The sequence below is a fragment of the Segatella salivae DSM 15606 genome (assembly GCF_000185845.1).
Classification (GTDB): Bacteria; Bacteroidota; Bacteroidia; order Bacteroidales; family Bacteroidaceae; genus Prevotella; species Prevotella salivae.
The window spans coordinates 2732124-2755889 of sequence record NZ_GL629647.1; the positions used below are offsets into that span (position 1 = coordinate 2732124).

A 23766-nucleotide genomic window follows, 5' to 3' on the forward strand; every position below is an offset into this window, starting at 1 on the left:
ATTGACCATTATGAAGATGTTTGAAATGAAAAATGTTAATTTTCGGCCGTGGCCGAAATTCAGAAATTGTGAAAAACAGAGTTTCGGCCATGGCCGAAGAATAGAATTTAACGTAAATCTGCATTTCGGCCACGGCCGAAACGCTCAAATTGCATAAAACTGATTTTCGGCCGTGGCCGACGAGTGGAAATTACGAAAAACTGATTTTCGGCCATGGCCGAAACTTTATAAGATTACTAATTTAAATATTTAACCGATGATTATCAAGAATTTCAAGAAAGACAGACTCCAAAACATGGAGCATTTCCAGTTTGCATCCCACGTTGTTGCTCTTTGTGAAGCGGCTGGTATCGAAAAAATGAAAACATTGTTGAAGACCCTGAAGGATGCGTTGGCCGAAGAAGACAAGGCGCTGAATATCCCAAGGAAAAGAGAGGGAACGGCCGATTTGGAGGAGCTCGACCGCAAGCGAAACTCTGCCTATCGTGCACTGCAATTGTTGGTTGAGATGAATGCTCACGCTGATGATGAGGCCACAAAAAAAGCGGCACGCCAAATGAGTAATGTTTTGTCGCGCTACCCAAAACTTACTTTGGCAAACTACAATAAGGAAACGGGGATGATAAAAAACCTTGTATCCGACCTGCAAGATGCTAAACTTACGGATGTTGTCACACTTCTTGCTGCAGCGCCAGCCGTTACGCGTCTCTCGAAAGCTAACGAGGCCTTCGAAAAGCGCTATCTCGACGCTTTGAAGTCGGTCATTCCTACGGGAACCTATGATATCAAGGCTTTGCGCGCAGCCACCGACAAGGCATTGAGTGCAATTGCTCTTCGCATGGAAGCACTCAACGATCTTGAGCCTGAAACGCTAAAATTGCCAGAGCTTATTGTGCAATATAATGCTTTGGTTGACATACAACACGCGACATTGTCACACCGCGCCGGTACGTCGAAGGTCGCCCATGATAAACGTACAGCTGCATACAACGTACTGCTAAAATACGGCTTCCCCGCTTTAGAAACAGCTTTGAATCTGGAGATAGGCAGTCTATCTTTTACTGGAAAGACCGAAGGATCTGGCGATAAGCGGCATTATGAATTGGCCATTGAGGGTGAGACGAATGTTGACGGCAGTCCAAAGACCATTTGGGTGGGTATAAATAAAGATACTACGCTGTTTAAGGTTGAAAGAAAGCCTACTTCTAAATCAAAACAGGCAGATAAACCCAGCATAAGTTTTGGAAAGAAAAAATAATGATGCTATTGCACGTAATATGCTAAAAAGCTAAATGTCGCAATCGGCTTTTGCCATCTTTTGTTGCATTGTCGTTTCTCTGCAACATATAGGAATCAAAATCGGCGCAGGTTCTGTTATAGAACTTGCGTTTTTTATGTCTTTTATAATATTTTCTTGTGATTTGCGTTATAAGATAAATATATGTTTGTTTTGAAAACGATTTTTTCATTAATATTTTGTCTGTTTCCCGTGTGGGGCGCAGCACAAGATGCGTTGCCCGGCAAGGCAAAGACCGATGCTGTGGCTATTCCTTTGGCAAACGACAGCGTGTCGCAATATGCGGTTTTCGACGGCAGAAAATATGCGGCCGATTATCCTGATGCGGAACTTGTACCCGAGTTGGAATTGACTTTAGAGAATCTTTCTGATGTTCTCGACCAGTATGGCATCAAATTTAAGAAGATTGTTATGGCGCAGGCCTTGTTGGAGACTGGAAATTTCACGAGTAACATTTGTCAAACCATTCATAACATCTTCGGACTTCGTAGGCCGTCGGATGGCAGCTATTTTGAGTTTCCAAATTGGATGGATTGTGTGAGAGCCTATCGCGATGCAGTGCAATATAAATATGTCAGCGGAGATTACTATGATTTTCTTGACCGCATAGGCTATGCTGAAGATAAGGCCTATACTTCTAAGGTGAAACGCATTGCGAAGAGGTTATAGTCAACAGGATGTGAACAAAAAACAATAGAACTTTAAATAAAAAACAGAAAATGAAGTTAAAACGTTTATTAATTGTGGCAGTTGCTCTCATCGGAAGTGTAGTTATTGCCAATGCACAGGAGAATAACACTGACGAAGATAGCAAATATGCTGTTGAGATGGTGAAAGCCGGTACGAAAGCTCCTAATTTTCAGCTGAAGACGGTTGATGGCAAGAGTTTCAAATTGAGTAGCCTGAAAGGAAAGGTTGTTGTCCTTGATTTTTGGGCCAGCTGGTGCCCAGACTGCCGAAAAGATGCGCCCAATATTGTGCGCATGTATCGTGAGTTCAAAGATAAAGGTGTTGTTTTTGTCGGCGTCTCTTTTGACACAGAAAAAGCCAATTGGGAAAAGGCAATTGAGAAGTATGGCATGGAATATACCGCTGTCAGCGAGCTAAAAAAGATGCGTGAGTCGACAATCGCAAAGCAATATGGTGTGAAATGGATTCCAGCAATGGTTGTCATTGATAAGAAAGGCAATGTGGTGCTGAGTACTGTATTGTCGGAGAAGGTGGAGAAGAAACTCACCGAATTAACTGCAACGAAACATTAGTTTGCAGGCAAGTCAAAGCCTTTGGCTACAGATTGGCGGCATCGGAAGATGTGTCGTGCCTTCGATAGTCGGCTTTGACTTTTGTTTTTCCTTAAAAAAAACGTTATGCAAGTTGATAAGCTGTGGATGGAACATTGGTTTGCCATCTTCAACAAAGAATATTTTGATGGCGAACTTCCGCTTCCCCGATTGGCTTTGTCTCGGTCGAGGACACGCTTGGGTTCAATGGCTTGTAAGCGTGTGAAACGTTTGTTTAAGAGTGAAAAATTCACTGATTTTGCAATTCGGCTGAGTAATTTTTATGACCTTTCAGAACGTGAGTTTCAAAACGTTTTGCTCCATGAAATGATTCATCTCAAAATAGCTTTTTTGGGCGTAAAAGACACGGCGCCACATGGTGTGGTGTTTAGGAGAATGGCCGATGAGTTGAATCGGAACTATGGCTGGAATATTCGTGTGACAGGCTCCACGCGTGGGGTAAAGCCTGCTCAACCGCAGCCGTCGCGCGACTACTTAGTGTTAGCGCTGTTGCTCGACTCAGGCGAATATTTGTTTTCGGTGGTTAATCCGCGTTATGCCCGTGGTATCGACCGAGAAATTAGAAAGGTCAGTCGCGTGAAAAACTTCAATTGGTATACCACACGCGATGGTTATTTTATGAACTTCCCGAAAGTGAGAAGTCTTCGTGGGCGTCGTGTTTCGGTTGAGATTTTTCAAGAAAAGACTGCTGAGATGACGAAAATCACAGCTTTATACTGATTTGTTTAGGCTTTTCATGCCTTTGTTTTATGAAAAAAATCGCCCTTTATTCGTTTCTGCTTATCTCTTATGGGCGAAAAGCTCTTTTCATGGTCTTCTTGCTTTTCGGCCGTAGGCAAAATATAGCTTTTCATAATCGTTTTGCCTTTCGGCCATAAGAAAAATGTAGCTTTTTATGACTGGCTACATAAAAGCCTCTGTTTTTAATGTATTTTTTAAAGTGCTGCGCTTAAAAGCCACAAGAAAATAATAAAGCCTCACATCATCACGATGCGAGGCTTTGTTGATTTGTGAGATTTATATTAATCTGATTACAGATTTACAAGTTCAATAACTTTATCGACGGCTGCGCTGATGCCTTCTATATTTTTACCACCAGCCTGAGCATAATGGGGCTGTCCTCCACCACCGCCTTGAATGAGTTTTGCAGCCTCGCGGATAATTTTACCGGCGTTGAGCGCATAATCTTTCACCATGTCGTCACTAAACATCACGGTCAATAGTGGCTTGTCGCCTGCGGTGCTTCCAATGACCGCAACAAGTTTCTCATTTAAGGTCTCGCGCAGTTTAAATGCGAGGTCTTTTGCTGCGGCAGGCTCTAAAGGCAGCACAGCTTTAATCACCTGAACGCCGTTTACGTTCTGTGCGCGCTTGAGAAGCTCGTCTTTAACGCGCTCAACGGCTTGGGCTTGGAATTTCTCGATTTCTTTCCGCATCTCATCGTGCTCGCCGATGAATTTCAACAGTGTTGCTTTCAGATCCTTAGCGTTGTTGAACATTGACTTGAGGTCATTCATTGTATCTTGCAACGCGTAGATTGTATCTTCGCATGCAACACCAGTCAAGGCCTCAATGCGACGAATGCCCGCGGCCACACTGCTCTCGCTGATGATTTTGAAGAAACCAATCTGGCCGGTGCTCTTCGCGTGAATACCGCCGCAGAATTCGCAACTCGGACCGAAACGAACTACGCGGACTTTGTCTCCGTACTTCTCTCCAAAGAGTGCCACAGCACCAAGCTCCTTAGCTTCCTCAAGCGGAGTGTCGCGGTGTTCGTCAAGCGGATAATCTTCGCGAATCATTTTGTTGACGAGTCTTTCAACCTGACGAAGTTGCTCATCACTTACTTTCTGGAAGTGAGAGAAGTCAAATCTCAACGTGGTCGGATCAACATATGAGCCTTTCTGCTCAACATGATCACCTAAAATCTGTTTCAACGCATAGTCAAGCAAGTGAGTAGCGGTGTGATTTGCTGCGCTTCCGTTGCGTTTCTCCACGTCGACACATGCCATAAATTCGGCCTCGATATCTTTTGGAAGCTCTTTAACGATATGGATGCTCTGATTGTTCTCGCGCTTCGTGTCGACGATGTTAATTGTTTCATTCGCGCTAACTAATGTGCCTTGATCACCGACTTGGCCACCCATTTCACCATAGAAGGGGGTATAATCGAGTACGATTTCGTAGAACGTATTCTTCTTTTGAGTAACTTTTCGGTAGCGAAGAATATGACAAGTGTATTCGGTGTAGTCGTAACCCACAAAAACTTGTTCTCCATCTCTAACGACTTCCCAGTCACCGTTTTCCACAGCAGCAGCGTTTCTGGCTCTTGCTTTTTGCTTCGCCATTTCTTCATCAAAGCCCTTTTCGTCTACTGTGTAACCATGTTCACGACAAATCAGTTCGGTTAAGTCGAGTGGGAACCCATAAGTATCAAACAAACGGAAGGCGCTTGTGCCATCTAATTCTGTTTTCCCATGAGCTTTCAGCTCGTCCATGTCACCGTTAAGGAGATTTATTCCCTTTTCCAATGTGCGCAGGAAAGAATCTTCTTCTTCCTTCATCACACGTGAAATAAGCTCTTGTTGAGCAGAAAGTTCTGGATAAGCTTCGCCCATTTCCTGAACCAAAACAGGAACAAGTTTATATAAGAAAGCTTCTTTCTGATCAAGGAATGTGTAAGCATAACGCACCGCACGACGCAAGATACGACGAATCACATAACCCGCTTTAGCATTACTCGGCAGCTGTCCGTCGGCAATAGAAAATGCTACAGCACGCAAGTGGTCTGCAACCACACGCATGGCGATATCGATTTTCTCTTGTTCGTCTTTGCCTTCGCCATTCTCTCCCGTTGGAGTTGTGAAACCATATTTCTTTCCACTGAGTAATTCTATTTGCTTAATGACTGGTTGGAAGATATCCGTATCATAGTTGCTGTGTTTATCTTGCAGCATGCGTACAAGTCGTTCGAATCCCATTCCCGTATCAATCACGTGCATAGGAAGCGGCTCAAGACTGCCATCAGCTTTGCGATTGAACTGCATAAACACGATATTCCAAATCTCAATTACTTGAGGATTATCTTTATTTACGAGTTCACGTCCAGGCAATTTCGCTTTCTCCTCGGGAGTGCGAGAATCTACATGAATCTCTGTACAAGGGCCACATGGACCAGTATCTCCCATTTCCCAGAAGTTGTCGTGCTTGTTTCCATTGATAATATGGTCTGCAGGTACGTGCTTGGCCCAATAAGATGCAGCTTCGTCATCACGTTTAAGTCCTTCTTCGGGAGCACCCTCAAATACTGTTACATAAAGATCTTCTGGGTTTAAATGGAGTACATCTACAAGATATTCCCATGCAAAATCAATTGCACCTTCTTTGAAATAATCTCCGAAACTCCAGTTACCTAACATCTCAAACATCGTGTGATGGTAAGTATCATGTCCTACTTCTTCAAGATCATTGTGCTTTCCGCTCACACGAAGACACTTCTGAGAGTCTACTCTTCTCACGTCTTTTCCCGGGTCTTTTGTACCGAGTATAATGTCTTTCCACTGGTTCATGCCGGCATTGGTAAACATTAACGTGGGGTCATCTTTTATGACCATAGGAGCTGAAGCTACAATCTTGTGCTCCTTACTTTCAAAGAATTTCTTGAAAGATTCACGAACTTCATTCGCTGTCATCATCTTCAATATATTGTATTTTAAGTGTTCTTTACTCGTTATCCATCGTGTTCGTTTCCACGCATTGAAGGAAAACTTCTGCCTTTGCATTGTTGCAATGATGCAACAGAAACTTCGCGGCGATGAAAAATCAGTGGCAAAGATACAAAAAAGTTTAGAGATGGTGGAGTGGAGTTTATAGAAATTTGCTAACTTTGCAAAGAAATAGCGCATAGTTTCAACAAAAATCACGAATTATGGCCTTAAATACAAACAAGAATCTGAAGTTATATTACAGCATAAAGGAAGTCGCTGCACAATTCGGAATCAATGAGAGTACATTGCGATTTTGGGAGGGTGAGTTTCCACAACTACGCCCAAAAACGCAAAATGGTACAAAGATTAGGCAATATACTGATAAAGATATAGAGCAGATTAAGGTCATTTATAACCTTGTGAAAGTGCGTGGTTTCAAGATTGCCGCAGCCAGAAAAGTTATGAATGCCAATCGAGAGGGTGTGGATAAAACAGCAGATGTCATGACAATGCTTACCTCTGTGCGAGATCAATTACAGCAGCTCAAGAAGCAACTTGATGGATTGGTGTAGCGGGAGCTAATCATATTATGAAGCCAAAGGTCCTATTATTATATTGTACACATGTTGACTTGCATGGACTTAAGTCATATAATCAAAGCTGATTCGAATAACTTACATAATTTGTTGTACCTCTTTTAAATCATCTATTGCCATGAGATTCTCCATGATTTCCTTTACTTCGTCACGATCATGCACGCGCATCTCAATGCTTCCATCAAAGATTCCTTCGCTACTATTAATGGTAATCTTTCGAATATTGACGTTCATCTTGTCTGAAATAACATCGGCTAAGTCGTGTAGCATACCTTTTCGGTCAATTCCTTTGATTTCAATTGTGGCGTCAAAGAACATTTGTCGATGCATGTCCCATTTTGCATCAAGGATTCGGTTGCCGTAGCTTGATTTTAAACGGCTTGCAACCGGACATGCACGTTTATGGATTTCAATGTGATTATTGTTATCTATATAGCCGAGAATATCGTCACCTGGGATTGGATGGCAACATCCAGGGAATATATAATTGCCAATAGTCTTTTCACTGATGATAACGGGTTGACGTTTGTTGAAGTCTTTATCAACCGTGAAAAGCATAGAGGTATCAACTTTCTTAACGTTAGCTTTGGTAGTTTTCTTGTCGTGGAGGAATGGTACATAGCGTCGCCATCCAAGTGAAGTTGATTCTTTTTTTGTCTTGCCGAGTAGAGCGTCTGCATCTGAATCACCAAGAATGATAGATTTTTCACCGATAGATTTGAATAGTTCTTCATGCTTCTGTACATGATAAACTTCACAAAGTTTGTCTAAAACCGATGAAGTTAATTCCATGGAATGAAGCTTCAACCATTCTTTCAGCTGTTCTTCGCCCTTCTTTTGTGACTCTCGGTCGTCACGTCTTAGTATGGCTTGAATTTTAGCTTTGGCTTTAGCTGTTGATACAAAACTAATCCATGAGGGTTGCACATGTTGGGCTTTACTCGTTAATATCTCAACTTGGTCGCCACTGTTCAGCTTATGACTCAATGGAACAAGCTTGTGATTGACCTTTGCTCCAATGCAATGGCTGCCGAGGAAAGTGTGGATTTGGAATGCGAAATCAAGTGCAGTACAACCTGCTGGCAATGTCTTTATCTCACCTTTTGGGGTGAATACGAAAATCTCTGAAGCAAAAAGATTGAGCTTAATGCTGTCAAGAAAGTCCATAGCATCAGGCTGTGGGTCGTCAAGAATTTCTTTAATGGTACTCAACCAATCGTTAAGTTCACCCTCATCTTCACTATATTCGCCTCCATTTTTGTATTTCCAGTGAGCAGCAAATCCTTGTTCGGCCACCTCATTCATATGGTCTGAGCGAATTTGTACTTCTATCCAGCGCCCTTGTTTGCTCATTAACGTAACGTGAAGAGCTTGATAACCATTCGCCTTTGGATGGTTTAACCAATCGCGAAGTCGGTCGGGATGGCTCTTATATATACGGCTAATAGCGACATAAATGTTGAAACATTCGTTGATTTCTTCATCTCTTTTCTTCGGTTCGAATATGATTCTGACCGCTAAAATGTCGTAAATCTCCTCGAAGGTTACATGTTTATTCTGCATCTTATTCCATATAGAATAAGGGCTCTTGACACGTGCTTTGATGGTGTATTTGATACCCATTTTGTCAAGAGCTTCGCGGATTGGTCCTGTGAACTGTGCGAAAAGCTCGTCACGTTTCTCTTGAGTGAGGGCCAATTTGCTTTTAATAGCAGCGTATTCTTCAGGGTGTTCGTAACGGAAACTAAGGTCTTCAAGTTCAGTTTTGATTTTGTTTAACCCTAAACGATTGGCGAGTGGCGCATAAATATATAATGTTTCGCCTGCAATCTTATATTGTTTGTTGGCCGGTTGTGACTCCAAGGTGCGCATATTATGCAATCGGTCACATATTTTAATAAGGATAACGCGGATGTCATCGCTCATTGTCAGCAACAACTTCTTAAAGTTTTCAGCTTGTGCTGAAGCTCGTTCTCCAAAGATACCACCACTGATTTTGGTTAATCCGTCAACGATTTGAGCAATCTTTTTGCCAAAGATATTCTCAATATCTTCAACCGTGTAATCAGTATCTTCAACCACATCATGGAGTAACGCCGCACAGATACTTGTCGAACCCAGCCCCATTTCCTCACAAGCAATTTGTGCTACGGCAATAGGATGCATTATATAAGGTTCTCCTGAAAGCCTTCTTACACCCTTATGTGCTTGTCGCGCAAAGTTGAAAGCCTTCGTAATGATATCTACTTTCTTGCGATGTCGTGATGCAAGATAAGTGTCTAACAAGTGTTGAAAGGCTTCTGTGATGAGCTTGTCTTCTGCTGCCTCACGGGCCACTTCACGCATATCGTGCTCGTCCATGATGTTTCCTCCGTCTTAATTATTTAATTTTGATTTTCTTTCCAGCGCGAATATTGTTTCCTTTTATACCATTAAGGCGACGCAATTTCTTTACAGAGATTTTGTTACGTTGTGCAATTTCCGACAGCGTGTCACCTTCGCGGATAGTGACACTCTTACTTCTTTCTTTGCGTTCTTTCTTTTTTCGTCCTTTCTTACCACTATATTTAGAAGATGAAGTATAGTTTTTATGGACACGATGATAGCGTACTATGGTCGGTTCCTCATCGTTAACCTCGACTTCTGTACGTTTACTGGTTAAATCATCAGGCTTATAATTATAGATTGAATCTTCGTTGTCAATAAACTTTGTGATTAAGGCTGCTGGCAAACGAAGGGCAGATGGTTTCCAACTTCCATTTACAATATTGTGACGATATTGTGGATTTAGAGCTGCAATCTGGTCAACATCAAGTCCTAAAACGTGGGCTATCTGCTCGAAATGCAAATCGCGATTGATAACAACGGTGTCTGTTTTGGCAGGCAAATCGGTTGTCATCGGGCAGATGTTATGCTCACAATAGTAGTTCATGATATAGTTTGCAGCAATGAAAGCGGGTACATAGCCACGAGTTTCTCGGGGAAGATAGGGATAGATTTGCCAATAATCATTCTGCTTGGCACGATGGATGGCTTTGTAAACTTTATCTGGTCCACAGTTGTAAGCAGCGATAACAAGATTCCAATCACCAAAAACCTTGTAGAGATCACTTAGGTAATGTGCAGCTGCATAAGATGCTTTCACGGGGTCGCGACGTTCATCTACAAGCGTGTTGACAGTCAAACCATAACGTTTCCCCGTATTCAGCATAAACTGCCATAAGCCTGTTGCTCCAACTCTTGATACGGCTCTGGGGTTCAATGCCGATTCAATGACTGGGAGATATTTAAGTTCTAACGGCAAGCCATAACTCTCTAAAGCCTCTTCAAAGATAGGCATATAGAAGTTTTGTGCCCCTAACATATAGCTCACTGAACGTCGAAGATGACCGCTATATCGGTCAATGAATTGCTGAACTACATCGTTATAAGGCATCTCTATGATTGTAGGAAGCATGGAAAGTCGCTTCTTATAGACTGCAATGTCATATACAGGATTGACGTCAGGAAGGTTACATGACGTGTCGGGACGAAGGTAAGTCTTCGTATTATAGAGTTGCATTAGGCTGTCAAGTTCCATGGTCATAGCCTCAGGAAGGTCTATAACTTCGCGCTTGCCTTGTGCATTTGTTACCGTAATTTCTGTTTCATCGTTGTCACCTTCCTCATTGTTTACGACTTGAGCCTGTAGCTTACAGGTGCTGAAAAACAACAATGAGAGTGCAATTAAATATGTTTTCTTCATTATAAATGTTAGTTCTTTTTTTATAGGATAATTGTTATTTCCTGAGCTTATGCTTTATATAAGGTCAGAAAGTAAGACTGCAATGCATACCTATTCCGCCACCCCGTAGAGGGTTTCGTTGATTATTTGTGTTTACAACAGCTGGCTCAATACGCAAACTGAGGTCGTTTGAAATATCAAATTCTGATAGAGAGGCATCTACGTAGGCGTCAATTACCGACAAAGCATATACACCTACAAGCACAAAGAAACTCATATCACGCCACCTTCTGAATCTATCTTTACGACTCTTGAACAACGTTTGGTATCGTGATATGTTGTCATTTGTAATCCTCGCTCCTAAGTGCATGAACTGATTATAGCTTGCCGTTGTCGGATCATTGTCCATGATATCCATGTAAGCTTGGGCGTAATCATGATACATTTGATTATTCCAGTTCATGGCATAGAGGCATCCTACAATGCCACCATATATGATAGGAAGTTTCCAATACTTACGATTGTATATCTGACCTGCACCAGGAAGCACGAGTCCAAGCCACAAAGCACGTTTCGGATCAGGTCTCCAAGTGGCCCAATCTCGTTTGGCTTTCTTCTTCATTGCTACGGAATCAGCCAATAAATTGACGCTATCCTTGTGTGTTAGCAGTTCGTTTGCTTTAAGATGTGTTGTGTCAGACATCAACACACGAGGCTCGTTGTGTTGTGCCTTAGCACACTGAGGCATCACAAGTAATGCTGCCCAGGCAATGATATGAATGAGTCTTGGGAAAGACATGCTTCAAGCTTTCAGTTTATCAAAGAGGTTCATGATGCGCTCGAGTTCTGCTTCATTGGCAAAAGGAATGCAAATCTTTCCCTTACCTTTTGGAGAACAAGTCATCTGTACCTTTGTATTGAGGAATGAAGCCAATTGATTTCTAAGTTCACAGAACTCTTCTGGTAGTTGGTTTCGTGCGATAATCTTCTTCTTTCCGCTTTCAATATCATCGCCATTCTTTAGTGCTTGTACCAGTTCTTCAACCTTTCTGACGGAGTAACCATTCTTTAGTATCTCTTTAAAAAGCTTGATTTGAAGCGCCGGACTATCGAGTGCAAGCAATGCACGGGCATGGCCCATGTCGATTTCTTTCTTTTGTAATGCCATCTGAACCTGTGCAGGAAGCTTCAACAAACGCAAGTAATTGGTAATTGCCGTACGGCTTTTCCCAATACGTTCAGAAACCTTTTCTTGTGTCATTCCACTGCCTTCAAGCAGATGTTCATAGGCCAACGCAATTTCGATAGCGTTCAAATCCTCACGTTGGATATTCTCAACGAGGGCCATTTCCATGACGTTCTCGTCTTTTATCGTGCGGATATAGGCTGGGATAGCTTTCAAACCAGCTAATTGAGAGGCTCTCCATCGACGCTCACCTGCAATAATCTGAAATCTATTTTCAGCTGTCTGACGCAGTGTAATCGGCTGGATGATTCCAATTTCTCGTATGCTGTGCGCCAACTCTTGCAGTGCTTCGTCGTCAAATTCGCGACGAGGCTGATTGGGATTGGCTTCAATTTGGTCAATCGCTATTTCGTTAATGGTCGATGAACCTTGTGTACGCACGGCATCTGTAGAGATGAGTGCATCAAGTCCCCGACCCAAACTATTATATTTTTTGTGTACTGCCATGTTCTGTTTCGTTGTTTCTTCTCAAGAATAATGGGTTATGCATTCTTGTTAATCAGTTCTTTTGCCAAGGCAAGGTGATTCTTTGCTCCTGTCGAATCAGCATCGTAAAGGATGACAGGAAGCCCATGACTGGGGCTCTCGCTTAGCTTAACATTGCGTTGAATGACAGTCTTGAACACCAGTTCTTGGAAATGTCGCTTCACCTCATCATAGATTTGATTTGCCAAACGCAGTCTGCTATCATACATTGTCAACAGGAAACCTTCAATCTCTAATTGCTGATTGAGTTTGCTCTTGATAATTTTGATGGTATTGAGTAGCTTACTTATTCCTTCAAGGGCAAAGTATTCACACTGCACAGGAATAATTACTGAGTTGGCAGCTGTTAGTGCATTGACCGTGATAAGTCCCAATGAAGGACTGCAATCGATAAGGATGTAGTCATATTCACTGCTGATGGGCGCCAAAAGATTTTTCAAAACGCGTTCCCGATTGTCAAGATTCAGCATCTCAATTTCGGCACCTACGAGGTCAATATGACTGGGAATGATATCCAATCCATTGATATCTGTGGTATAAATAGCATCGCGTACATCGGCATGATCAATGATACATTCATACAAAGAACAATCGACATCTTTGATGTCTACACCCAAACCGCTTGATGCATTGGCTTGAGGATCGGCGTCAACCACGAGAACACTTTTCTCAAGGGTGGCCAAAGAAGCCGCTAAGTTAATGGTTGTGGTGGTCTTACCCACGCCACCTTTCTGATTAGCTAAAGCTATAATTTTTCCCATTTCGAAAAAAGTTTATTTGTGGGCAAAGTTACATAATTTAGCCGAGAAATACGAGAAATAAACCTTTTTTTCGTACTTTTGTCGCAAACTAACAATGTAAAAGATGAATATTAAGCGCCCTTTTATATTGATTTCGAATGATGATGGCTATCATGCCAACGGAATCAAGACCCTCGTTTCATTCTTAAAAGACCATGCCGACGTGCTTGTTTGTGCACCAGAAGCGGCTCGTTCGGGTTTCTCCTGTGCCTTTTCTGCTGCTACTCCGTTGCGTTTGAAACGCCGACATAATATGGGTGACGTCGAAGTATGGTCATGTAACGGCACTCCTGTAGACTGTGTGAAGCTTGCTTTGAGTGAACTCTGTGGCCATCGGAAACCTGATTTGGTGCTCGGAGGCATCAATCATGGAGACAATTCTACTGTAAACAACCATTATTCTGGTACGATGGGGGTTGCAAGGGAAGGCTGTATGAAATATATTCCGTCTGTAGCGTTTTCAACATGTAACTATGATGATGAAGCCGATTTAAGCTATTTGCGCGATGATGTGTGTCGGATAGTCGAGCGAGTCCTTGCAGAAGGTCTGCCAAAGGGAGTGTGTTTGAATGTGAACTTCCCCGCTCAACCTCCTTTCAAGGGCGTAAAGGTGTGCCGAATGACCTTTGGTAGTTGGATAAATGAAGTCGTTAAAGCGCGTCATCCCCATGGATATGACTACTATTGGATGGCTGGTGAGTGTCGAAATGACGAACCTGACGCTGAGAATACCGACCAATGGGCACTCAATCACGGATATATTGCCATCACACCGACGCGCATCGATATCACCGATTATGCGTTTATAGATACCATTAAGTCGTGGAGTCTCTAATCATCTGATACAGATATGAAATATTATCTCATTGTTGGTGAGGCCAGTGGCGACCTACATGCAGCCCATTTAATGGCTTCTTTGAAGAAGAATGACCACGAAGCATCGTTCCGTTTCTTTGGAGGCGACCTGATGTCTGCCGTTGGAGGTACGCGCGTTAAGCATTACCGAGAACTTGCCTACATGGGTTTCGTGCCGGTGTTACTGCATCTTCGCACGATATTTCGCAACATGTCGTTTTGTAAAAAGGATATCGTGGCATGGCAACCCGACGTTGTTATTCTCGTAGATTACCCTGGTTTTAACCTCGATATTGCCAAGTATCTCAAGCAACATACACACATTCCTGTCTATTATTACATCTCTCCGAAGATATGGGCATGGAAAGAATGGCGCATCAAAGCAATCCGAAGAGATGTCAAAGAGATGTTTTCGATTTTGCCTTTTGAAACAGCTTTCTATGAAGGAAAACATCATTATAAGATTCATTACGTAGGAAACCCAACGGCACATGAGATTCATGAGTTTCTCACGACATACCACACAGACTTCGATGGGTTCCGCTTGAAGCATCATATAGCTGATAATCGCCCGATGATTGCCTTGCTTCCAGGAAGTAGAAAGCAAGAGATTAAAGACAATCTTGTACCGATGTTGCGCGCCGTTCAGCACTTTTCAGACCGCTATCAGATAGTAATTGGCGCAGCGCCAGCCATTGAACCATCTTATTATCAAGAGGTGATTGGCAATGCAACTGACGTTACTGGTCTTACCTTTAGCCTCATTCATAATGACACTTATGGGCTGCTTTATCATGCCGTTGCTGCCTTGGTGACCAGTGGAACGGCTACGCTTGAGACGGCATTACTGCATGTTCCGCAGGTGGTTTGTTATAAAACACCGGTGCCACGACTCATTCGTTGGGCCTTCAATCATATTCTTTCGTGTCGTTATATCTCCCTTGTTAATCTCATTGTAGACCGAGAAGTCGTGCCCGAACTCTTTGCTGATCGCTTCAATGTAAGTAATATCGTGTCCGAACTCGGCCGTATTCTTCCTGAGGGCGAAGGCAGAGCGCCGATGCTTCAGGCTTATAAGGAGGTGGAAAAACGCTTGGGTGACGAGGTCGCTCCCGATAATGCTGCTCGTCTAATGGTCAATCTTCTGCGCCAGGAAGCCGCTCGTTGCCAATAGTCCATAGGGTTTATGTCTTGGAGGTAAACGCATCTTTTCTGTAAACTTAATTCATAACCGATTTGCATTTGCTTCTCAAATTCATTATCTTTGCATCGGGGAGAGTGGTCATTTGCTTTCCCCTTTTTTATGCCTTGTTACAAATGGTGGTGCAATATGTGTCAAATCGTGTTCTAATCTCAGCCGAATGGGCTTTTAATCAGCGTCAAAATACATGGTGACTTGAGGCATATTACATGGTCGTTTGATGTTCATCGTGTTGTGAAAAGATTGCAATTAGGAGTTTTGTTGATGGATAATATAAAATATGTAAATTGATTTTGTCTGCTTTTTTGAGTTTTTTTGTTAAAAAAGTTTAATGCAGAAAACGGCCAAATCAGGTGTGTTTTTAAGGATTTCAAAGGTTGAAAGCGCAGACGTCTTTGTTGGTTTCGTGTTATGATTTGAGGATAAGTGCCAAGCAAATTCTGCTGACTTATCTTGTTTTCTGATTTGTTTTGTTGCCTTTTTTCGCTTGATTTCATGGTTGTGAAAGCATCTGTCAGAGTCAGAGTCTTAAGACTGTAGAAACAGAGAAAATAGGGATGAAACGGTATGTTTGGACTTAATAGATAGGCTTTTTGTACAATATTGTAAGTTATTTGAACAATATTTCACAGTCGTTATTTAAAAAATATGTATTTTTGCAACATGGACTTTTATCTCTAAACTGTTAATCATTTTCATCAGACGACTTTGATGATTGTCTGGTCAGCTATTATTATGATATACATATTTACTGTTAAAAACCTTTATATTTAGCATAATGGAAAAACAAATCATTCGATGCAGTATGTTCATGCTGCTTTTAAGTTTTGTGCCCACTATTCCTATGTATGCTTTGAAAACAGAAAAAACAGAACAATCCGACAGGACGATTGATTTGTATGGCACTGTTTTTGACGATATGGGAGCTATTATCGGGGCATCGGTAAAGGTAGTTGGGAGTAAGACCGCTACCGTGACGGATGTGAATGGAGCGTTTCATCTGCGTGTACCTTTAGGTGCAAAGCTTGAAATCTCCAGTGTGGGTTATAAGTCGAAGACCGTAGTTTGCAAGGGTGAAGGAAGGTTGAAAGTGAAGTTGGAAGAGCAGACCGTAGCGTTAGATGATGTGCAGATTATTGCCTATGGCTCCACACGAAAGGTCACGGTGACAGGTGCTTTGTCTTCAGTCAATAGTGATGAACTGACGAAATCGCCTGTTGCGAGCATGAGCAACTCGCTGATTGGAAAGGTTTCCGGCTTGTCGGGTATTCAGTCGAGCGGTCAGCCGGGAGCTGATGGTGCGCAGTTGTTCATCCGGGGTGTCGGTTCGTTGAGCACTTCTTTGTCGCAACCGCTTATCCTTGTTGATGGAGTAGAGCGTCCTTTCTCACAGATTGACCCGAATGAAGTGGAGGATGTGACGGTGCTGAAAGATGCTTCTGCCACGGCAGTATTCGGTGTTCGAGGTGCTAATGGCGTTATCCTTGTCACGACAAAACGTGGTACAAAAGATAAGCCTCGCATTAGTTTTTCAACGTCGGTTGGCGTTCAAGTGCCTTCACGTGTGCCTGATTTTGCCAACAGTTATGAATGGGCCAGTGAGTTCAATAAGGCGCAAACACACGACGGAGTGGCTGAAGACATGCTTGCTTTCAAGCAAGATGACTTGGAGAAATTCCGTACACATAGCAGCCCTTTGACTCATCCTGATGTGGATTGGACGGGCGAAATGATTAGAAAAGCCGCTGTTCAATCGCGTCATAATGTTCATATCTCGGGCGGAACAAACCGTGTCAGATACTTTGCTTCATTGGGTGTGTTGACCCAGGAAGGTCTGTTCAAGGTTTATCAGAACCGAAATGACAAGGGTTTCAAGTATAATCGCTATAATTATCGCATCAACTTGGATGTTGATTTGACGAGCACTACAACGGCACAGATTAATTTAGGTGGCTATTTGAACAGTCGTCGTGAGCCTAACTATAACAATGGTTCGACCAAGTCGAGTGATTTCATCTTCCGTGACCTTTATTCTGCTGTGCCTTTCAGTGGTGCAGGATTGGTTGATGGAAAGCGAATACGCATGAGTTCGAACCGTTTTGGAGTTGGAAATCTGGAGGATGGTTTGAATATCTATTATGGAAAGGGATACAATACGATGGCCAATAACACGCTTAACTTTGACTTTACGCTGAAACAGAAGCTTAATTTCCTTACAAAAGGGCTTTCCTTCCACGTGAAGGCAGCTTATAACAGCGGTGTAAGTATCTATAAGCGTCGTGAAGGACGTGAGCCTTTGTATGAAGCAATCAATGCTCCTGACGGCTCTGTAGCCTTGAAATTAGTTGAAACTTATCGTAAACTTGACTTCTCGGAGTCGGATGATTTGAGCAAGAACTGGTATCTTGAAGGTGCGTTCAATTACAAACGCAATTTCGGTCAGCATCATGTTTCGGCCTTGGCAATGTATAACCAAACCATGAAATACTATCCCTCAAACAGTTATGCAGATATTCCGCGCAGCTATGTGGGCTTGGTTGGTCGTGCCACTTATGACTATATGACACGCTATCTTTTGGATCTTAGCGTGGGATACAATGGTTCTGAAAACTTCGCTAAGGGGCGCCGATTTGGAGTTTTCCCCGCAGGTTCAGTGGGTTGGATTGTTTCTGAGGAGAAATTTTTCAAGCCGTTGCGTCCTGTTGTTGACTATTTGAAGTTCAGAGTCTCTTATGGTAAGGTGGGAAATGACATCACTCGGGACAACTCCCGCTTCCTTTATCTGCCTGACACCTATAATATCAGTTCTGGAAGTTATAGCTTTGGAACGACAACGAATACAAAGATACTCGGTGCTTCAGAAGGAAAGATTGGCAATCCCAATGTGACTTGGGAGACCGCTTTCAAGCAGAATTACGGTATAGACATGAAGCTTTTCAAGAACAACTTATCCATTAACTTTGATTACTTCATTGAACATCGTCGGGATATTCTGATTTCTCGTGGTGTCATTCCTGGCTATCTCGCCGTGCAGCTGCCTACAATGAACATGGGAAAGGTGAATAATCATGGTTTTGAAGTAAGCATGCGTTGGCAGGATAAAATACGTACTGCCCGATATTATATAGGTGGAAATATTTCCTATGCCAAGAATAAGGTTGTCTTCATGGACGAAATCAAGTATCCTTATGAGTGGATGCAGCGCACAGGAAAACCTGTAGGCCAGAATTTTGGCTATGTCTTTGATGGCTATTTCACCGAAAAAGAGGTTGCTGAGTATGCACATACCAAGGGAACCGAGGGTGGCATTCCTGATCAAGGAAGTGGATATATTCCATTGCCTGGCGATGTGAAGTATAAAGATTTGAATGGAGATCACAAGATAGATGAAAAGGATATCCGTGCTATTGGTTCTCCAGCATATCCTCTTTTGACGTATGCTGTGAATATGGGAGTGTCATGGAAGGGCTTCGATCTTAGCATAACGCTTGCCGGAGCATCGAAGACTTCGCGCTTCTTGAGTGGTCCTTATCGCATACCTTTCGGCGAAATGAACAACTGGAGCCTTATGCGTTACATGATTAAAGACGCGTGGACGCCCGAAAAAGGTAATGCTGCAGCAGCTCCCGCCATATCCCTTCGCAACAAGTCTCATAACTATTTGGATTCAGACTTGTGGTTGAGAGATGCTTCTTACATACGTTTGAAGAATATAGAAGTAGGATATTCGTTTGCAAAGAACGTCACACGGGCATTGCATTTGAATAGCTTGCGTCTCGCTGTATCGGGATATAATCTGCTGACTTTCGACCATTTGAAAGTCTGCGACCCTGAAGCTAATCCAGATGGAAGGGCATATCCTCTGATTAAAGTTATTGAAGTAGGATTGAAAGTAGGTTTTTAAGCGATGAAGAATATGGAAAAAATGAATAAGATATGGAGCCTCTTTGCAGGTCTGATGCTGACAATGAGCATTATATCGTGCGAGGATCTGGCATTCGGTGAACGTTTTTTGCAGAAGCCCCCCAGTACAGATGTCACCATAGATACTATATTTGGGAAGGCTGAATATGCCAGACGAGTGCTTTGGCGCAGTTATCAGTATCTGCCATATGGTATGGAAACCAATGGATTTTGGACGCAGATGTGTATGAGTACCATTGAAGGACTTACTGATTTGAATTATGATAATATCGGATATTCGGCACTTTCGAATACGTATTACCCTGGATTGTACAATGCTTCGATAGAGGATAATACGCGAATCAATGCACATCGTACGAAAATGCAGTTCTCTCAATCGGGCATTTGGACAGGTGTGCGCCATGCTTGGCTGTTCTATGAGAACGTAGATAAGGTTCCTGATATGGATGAACAGGAGAAGTTGCGACTTAAAGCAGAAGCAAAGATGATGGTAGCTGTGTTCTATACTCACATGCTTCGGCATTATGGATCTCTTCCAATCATTGATCATGCTATCTCTGCTGAAGATGCAAGCTTTCCAGCTCGGGCCACTTTGCAGCAAACAGTGGATTTCATTGTGAAGCTGATGAACGATGCTATTGCCTGCAAAGAGTTCCCTTGGAGTGTTCCTGAAAGTGAAATGGAGAACTGGGATGGACGAATGACGAAGGCTGGTGCTATGGCATTAAAGACTCGTGTCTTGCTTTTCGTTGCCAGTCCACTGTTCAATTCCGATGCGCCTTTTGTCAAAGGAGAGGCTTCTGATAAGAAGATGACATGGTGGGGGAACTATGATAAGCAGCGTTGGAAACAAGCTGTTGATGCCTGCAAAGAGTTTTTTGATGCGCTGAATAAAAATGGATTCTTCAAGTTAGTGCAGGCTGGTGACCCTGGTATTACTACTGAACGCGAAGCCTATACAAGTGCTTATTTCGATCGTGGAAATACGGAAACGCTGATAGCATGCCGTAGAACATTCCTTTCTACGAAGAATAATGAGCAGTTTGATAAAGCACTTCGCTGGGGAGCTTATTGCCCAACAAAAGAGTTTTTCGATATGTTTGAGATGAAGGATGGCCGTCCTTTCGATTGGAATGATGCTGAAATGGCAAAAAATCCATTCAAAGATCGTGATCCACGACTATATGAAAACTTCATTTTGGACGGCGATAAGTATAATGGACGAACAGCAGAGATGACAGATGTCAATCCTAATGATAAGGGCAACTACCCTAAAGGAAAGGATTGGGAGCAAGGAAGAATGCACAAACTTAGCCTTGCAACAGGTTTGGCATGCCGCAAGTGGGGACTTGATAGAAATACAGAAGCCTACAACCGACCTGTACAATGGCCTACAATGCGACTTGCAGAAGTCTATTTGAACTATGCAGAAGCTTTGAATGAATACTATGACGGCCCTACAGCTGAAGCTTACCAAGCTATCAATACCGTTCGTGCACGTGTTGGTATGCCGGCATTAAGTGGTATGACCAAGGAGGAATTCCGCAAAGCAGTGCTGCATGAACGTGCGGTTGAATTTGCTTATGAGGAGGTGAGATTCTTTGATTTGATACGTTGGAAGATGTATGATGTCTTTGAAACACCGCTCCATGGTCTCCATGTCTATAAGCACAAAAAGACTAAGAAATATCTCATTAAGCCTTTTGAGTTGACCAAATACTATCGTGCTTGGTGGAAAACCGGTTGGGAACCACGTATGTGTTTGAGCGCATTCCCCTCAAAAGAGGTTAACAAAGGCTATGGCTTGGTGCAGAACCCAGGTTGGGAATAAGTCTATGATGTAATTTAAACATGGATAAAATGAACTATAAATTATATTTCGCAGCGCTTCTTTTCTCTCCACTCTGTATGTCAGCTCAGACTGACAGTTTGCTGACAGAGAAGAAACCTCATAGAATAACCTATGGTCGTGACATGTCTATCGACCAGAAAGAAGCTACGATTGCGGCGTCTTCAATAACGAGTGAGAAGCTCGCGCATCGTAAGGAAACAAATCCTCGCAATGCTCTTTATGGCTTGATTCCAGGCTTGGAGGTATTGCAAAACCAAGGTTCGGCTTGGGAAACTACGGGCCGTCTCTTTGTCAGAGGCAATGGAACGCTCAGTAAAAAGGCGCCTCTTATTTTGGTTGATGGCTTTGAACGTGAGCTTGGGCAACTTTCAATGGATGAAATTGAATCAATAACTGTGTTGAAAGATGCAGCTTCAACCGCTCGCTATGGTATGCGTGGAGCTAATGGAGTCATTGCTGTGAAGACGAAACGAGGGATGAATGGTGCGCCGAAAATCAAGTTCTCTTATGAGCTTAACATGGCAACTCCGTTCCGAAAGCCTAAATTTGTTGACGGACATACCTATGCCATGGCTTTGAATGAGGGTATGCAGAATGACGGACTAACACCTCGTTACGATGCTTCTGAACTTTCTGCATTCAAAGATGGAAGTCTGCCCGATGCCTATCCTAATGTAGATTGGTGGGGAGAGTCGCTTCGCAACCATAGCTTTGGCAACAATGTTACATTCTCTGTAACGGGTGGTGGCAAGTTTGTTAGATATTTCACACAGTTGAATTATCTGAATGACAGCGGTATATTGCGACCTGTTAATGATAACCAAGGCTATTCAACACAGCTCAAATATTCAAAGTTAAACATTCGTACTAACCTTGATATTGAGTTGGGACGCAACACGATGTTGCAGTTGAATATGTTTGGAACTTTCTCTGAACATAACCGCCCCAATGCTACAATCTCTGATATTTTCACTGCGCTCTATAAGGTACCTTCTGGTGCATTCCCTATAAAGAATGCTCGTGGGGTATGGGCTGGTACGACAGATATCGAGACCAATCCTGTAGCAATGATATCCGGAACAGGTTATGCACGCGCACAACAAAGAAACTTCTTTGCCGATTTAAAGTTGACACATCGATTGGATTTTCTCTTGAAAGGCCTTTCGGTTGGTTTGCAATTGGGCTTAGACAACAATGCTTCTTATTGGGATGGAAATGCTCGGAAATATGGCTATGAGCAGTCTACATATGATTGGGTAAGCAGAAGTTACACCTATAAGAACCTGAGAAATGAAACAGCATTGAGTGCCAGTCACTCTGTCGGTGCATCGAATAATCATTTCAATTTCAATGCATTTGCCAACTTCCAGCGCGATTGGGGCTTGCATTCTTTGGCTGCAACAGCACAATATCGCATGGATAAGGTGATTGCCAAGGGACAAAACACATCGTATGCTTTCATTGATATTGTCAGCCAGTTGCACTATGCTTACAAGCATCGTTACCTCTTTGATTTGTCTTTGTCAGAGTCGGCTTCAAGCATCTTGGACCCAAACAACCGTTGGGGAGTCTTCCCTGCTGCGGGTCTTGGCTGGATTGTGTCAGAGGAATCGTTTGCCAAATGTGATTGGTTAGACTTCTTGAAACTGCGTGCCAGCTATGGTATTTCAGGCGGTGCAGACTATGATAACGACCTCTTTGTCGATATGTATGGCAATGGTGGTAGTTTCTTCTTTGGTAAAAACCCTCTCAAACATAATGGTTTGCGTTTGACTCAACTGGGTATTCCCTATCTTACTTATGAGAAATCTCACAAGTTTAATATTGGTTTTGACTTCCGTGCTTTTAAGCATTTGGATATAACGGTTGATTTCTTCCACGAGCATCGCACAGATATTCTTGTGGGTGCTAATGGAAAAGTTTCTTCATTGTTTGGTCTTCCTGTGCCCAAAGAGAACTCTGGTGTTGTGGATAATCGCGGTATCGAAACCTCAATTCGTTGGGATAAATCGCTCAAAGACTTCCATTATGCATTGGGAAGCACCTTCTCTTTTATTCGCAATAAAATCGTAAACCAGAACGAGGAATATCGTCCTTATGGCTATTTGCAGCGTACAGGCAAACGCATCGGGCAGTATTTCGGCTATGTTGTAGAAGGAATTTATCAGAATCAGAATGAGATTGACCAGCGTAATGTCAAGCAGACCTTGTCACAAGTGAAGCCAGGTGACCTTAAATATAAGGACCTCAACAATGATGGCATTATCGATTCGTATGATCAGAAAGCTTTAGGCTACAGTGCATTCCCTGAAATTTACTATTCTTTCGATTTGAATGTAGACTATAAGGGCTGGGGACTTTACGCCATGTTCCAAGGCATTGGCAATGTCAGCGTAATGGCTAACACGCCCAGTGTCTATCATCCGTTGTTTGGAAATCGCACGATTTCAAAGGAATACTACGACAACCGTTGGACTCCGGAAACCCCGAATGCGCGCTATCCACGTTTGACTTCTGTCGGCTCGGTTAACAACTATGCGAATAATTCGCTCTGGATTAAGAATGGAGCCTACTTTAAGTTGCGCACATTGGAATTGTATTATCATTTCAAGAAGCATCAGTTAAAGTCATTGAAATACGTGAATGCTGCCAAAGTCTATGTTCGCGCATACGATCTTTTCAGCCTTGATCATATCAAGGTAATGGATCCGGAGAATATGGGAACAGGCCACCCAAGCATGACACGCTATGCAATTGGCTTCGATTTGAGATTCTAA

Annotated in this window: 16 protein-coding genes; 10 read left to right on the top strand and 6 right to left on the bottom strand. The window is 42.8% G+C overall.

What is annotated here, in order from left to right:
• The first annotated feature begins 256 nt into the window (after window positions 1–256).
• From HMPREF9420_RS10710 to HMPREF9420_RS10725, 4 genes are all read left to right on the top strand, one after another.
• Window positions 257–1258 (top strand): DUF6261 family protein, encoded by a 1002-nt coding sequence (locus HMPREF9420_RS10710; protein ID WP_007135702.1) that lies wholly within the window; start codon window positions 257–259, stop codon window positions 1256–1258.
• Window positions 1259–1441: 183 nt separating this feature from the next.
• Window positions 1442–1966, top strand: a complete 525-nt coding sequence (locus tag HMPREF9420_RS10715) for a glucosaminidase domain-containing protein (RefSeq protein WP_007135704.1) — start codon at window positions 1442–1444, stop codon at window positions 1964–1966.
• Window positions 1967–2016: 50 nt separating this feature from the next.
• Complete coding sequence (locus HMPREF9420_RS10720; RefSeq protein ID WP_007135705.1) at window positions 2017–2559, top strand: peroxiredoxin family protein; 543 nt, start codon at window positions 2017–2019, stop codon at window positions 2557–2559.
• A 105-nt stretch (window positions 2560–2664) separates the two neighbouring features.
• Complete coding sequence (locus tag HMPREF9420_RS10725; RefSeq protein WP_007135706.1) at window positions 2665–3318, top strand: SprT-like domain-containing protein; 654 nt, start codon at window positions 2665–2667, stop codon at window positions 3316–3318.
• Between the two features lie 311 nt (window positions 3319–3629).
• On the opposite strand, the gene alaS is transcribed toward HMPREF9420_RS10725, so the two are convergent.
• Window positions 3630–6293 carry an alanine--tRNA ligase gene (alaS, locus tag HMPREF9420_RS10730; RefSeq protein WP_044079243.1) on the bottom strand — a complete coding sequence of 888 codons (2664 nt, stop codon included), beginning with the start codon at window positions 6291–6293 and terminating at the stop codon, window positions 3630–3632.
• A 233-nt stretch (window positions 6294–6526) separates the two neighbouring features.
• On the opposite strand from alaS, the gene HMPREF9420_RS10735 reads away from it, so the two are divergent.
• The gene (locus HMPREF9420_RS10735) at window positions 6527–6877 is read left to right on the top strand and encodes a MerR family transcriptional regulator (RefSeq protein WP_007135709.1); all 351 of its coding nucleotides are present in this window, start codon (window positions 6527–6529) and stop codon (window positions 6875–6877) included.
• Window positions 6878–6979: 102 nt separating this feature from the next.
• On the opposite strand, the gene HMPREF9420_RS10740 is transcribed toward HMPREF9420_RS10735, so the two are convergent.
• From HMPREF9420_RS10740 to HMPREF9420_RS10760, 5 genes are all read right to left on the bottom strand, one after another.
• Window positions 6980–9262, bottom strand: a complete 2283-nt coding sequence (locus HMPREF9420_RS10740; protein ID WP_007135710.1) for a RelA/SpoT family protein — start codon at window positions 9260–9262, stop codon at window positions 6980–6982.
• 19 nt (window positions 9263–9281) lie between these two features.
• Window positions 9282–10646 carry a lytic transglycosylase domain-containing protein gene (locus HMPREF9420_RS10745; RefSeq protein ID WP_007135711.1) on the bottom strand — a complete coding sequence of 455 codons (1365 nt, stop codon included), beginning with the start codon at window positions 10644–10646 and terminating at the stop codon, window positions 9282–9284.
• Between the two features lie 64 nt (window positions 10647–10710).
• Window positions 10711–11424, bottom strand: a complete 714-nt coding sequence (locus HMPREF9420_RS10750; protein ID WP_007135712.1) for a DUF5683 domain-containing protein — start codon at window positions 11422–11424, stop codon at window positions 10711–10713.
• Window positions 11425–11427: 3 nt separating this feature from the next.
• On the bottom strand, window positions 11428–12318 hold the full coding sequence (locus HMPREF9420_RS10755) for a ParB/RepB/Spo0J family partition protein (RefSeq protein WP_007135713.1): 891 nt from the start codon (window positions 12316–12318) through the stop codon (window positions 11428–11430).
• A 35-nt stretch (window positions 12319–12353) separates the two neighbouring features.
• Window positions 12354–13118, bottom strand: a complete 765-nt coding sequence (locus tag HMPREF9420_RS10760; RefSeq protein ID WP_007135714.1) for a ParA family protein — start codon at window positions 13116–13118, stop codon at window positions 12354–12356.
• A 103-nt stretch (window positions 13119–13221) separates the two neighbouring features.
• On the opposite strand from HMPREF9420_RS10760, the gene surE reads away from it, so the two are divergent.
• The 5 genes from surE to HMPREF9420_RS10785 all read left to right on the top strand — a co-directional run bounded on the left by surE (window position 13222) and on the right by HMPREF9420_RS10785 (window position 23766).
• Window positions 13222–13992 (top strand): 5'/3'-nucleotidase SurE, encoded by a 771-nt coding sequence (gene surE, locus HMPREF9420_RS10765; protein ID WP_007135715.1) that lies wholly within the window; start codon window positions 13222–13224, stop codon window positions 13990–13992.
• 15 nt (window positions 13993–14007) lie between these two features.
• Window positions 14008–15186: a lipid-A-disaccharide synthase gene (gene lpxB, locus HMPREF9420_RS10770; RefSeq protein ID WP_007135716.1), complete on the top strand. Its 1179-nt coding sequence runs from the start codon at window positions 14008–14010 to the stop codon at window positions 15184–15186.
• 805 nt (window positions 15187–15991) lie between these two features.
• On the top strand, window positions 15992–19117 hold the full coding sequence (locus tag HMPREF9420_RS10775) for a SusC/RagA family TonB-linked outer membrane protein (RefSeq protein WP_007135718.1): 3126 nt from the start codon (window positions 15992–15994) through the stop codon (window positions 19115–19117).
• 3 nt (window positions 19118–19120) lie between these two features.
• Window positions 19121–20968 (top strand): RagB/SusD family nutrient uptake outer membrane protein, encoded by a 1848-nt coding sequence (locus HMPREF9420_RS10780; protein ID WP_007135719.1) that lies wholly within the window; start codon window positions 19121–19123, stop codon window positions 20966–20968.
• Window positions 20969–20988: 20 nt separating this feature from the next.
• A complete protein-coding gene (locus tag HMPREF9420_RS10785; RefSeq protein WP_007135720.1) occupies window positions 20989–23766 on the top strand; it encodes a SusC/RagA family TonB-linked outer membrane protein in 2778 nt (925 codons plus the stop codon).

Coding starts and splice junctions, on each gene's coding strand:
- HMPREF9420_RS10710 (WP_007135702.1), top strand. CDS start 257: ATGATTATCAAGAATTTCAAGAAAGACAGACTCCAAAACATGGAGCAT.
- HMPREF9420_RS10715 (WP_007135704.1), top strand. CDS start 1,442: ATGTTTGTTTTGAAAACGATTTTTTCATTAATATTTTGTCTGTTTCCC.
- HMPREF9420_RS10720 (WP_007135705.1), top strand. CDS start 2,017: ATGAAGTTAAAACGTTTATTAATTGTGGCAGTTGCTCTCATCGGAAGT.
- HMPREF9420_RS10725 (WP_007135706.1), top strand. CDS start 2,665: ATGCAAGTTGATAAGCTGTGGATGGAACATTGGTTTGCCATCTTCAAC.
- alaS (WP_044079243.1), bottom strand. CDS start 6,293: ATGATGACAGCGAATGAAGTTCGTGAATCTTTCAAGAAATTCTTTGAA.
- HMPREF9420_RS10735 (WP_007135709.1), top strand. CDS start 6,527: ATGGCCTTAAATACAAACAAGAATCTGAAGTTATATTACAGCATAAAG.
- HMPREF9420_RS10740 (WP_007135710.1), bottom strand. CDS start 9,262: ATGGACGAGCACGATATGCGTGAAGTGGCCCGTGAGGCAGCAGAAGAC.
- HMPREF9420_RS10745 (WP_007135711.1), bottom strand. CDS start 10,646: ATGAAGAAAACATATTTAATTGCACTCTCATTGTTGTTTTTCAGCACC.
- HMPREF9420_RS10750 (WP_007135712.1), bottom strand. CDS start 11,424: ATGTCTTTCCCAAGACTCATTCATATCATTGCCTGGGCAGCATTACTT.
- HMPREF9420_RS10755 (WP_007135713.1), bottom strand. CDS start 12,318: ATGGCAGTACACAAAAAATATAATAGTTTGGGTCGGGGACTTGATGCA.
- HMPREF9420_RS10760 (WP_007135714.1), bottom strand. CDS start 13,118: ATGGGAAAAATTATAGCTTTAGCTAATCAGAAAGGTGGCGTGGGTAAG.
- surE (WP_007135715.1), top strand. CDS start 13,222: ATGAATATTAAGCGCCCTTTTATATTGATTTCGAATGATGATGGCTAT.
- lpxB (WP_007135716.1), top strand. CDS start 14,008: ATGAAATATTATCTCATTGTTGGTGAGGCCAGTGGCGACCTACATGCA.
- HMPREF9420_RS10775 (WP_007135718.1), top strand. CDS start 15,992: ATGGAAAAACAAATCATTCGATGCAGTATGTTCATGCTGCTTTTAAGT.
- HMPREF9420_RS10780 (WP_007135719.1), top strand. CDS start 19,121: ATGAAGAATATGGAAAAAATGAATAAGATATGGAGCCTCTTTGCAGGT.
- HMPREF9420_RS10785 (WP_007135720.1), top strand. CDS start 20,989: ATGGATAAAATGAACTATAAATTATATTTCGCAGCGCTTCTTTTCTCT.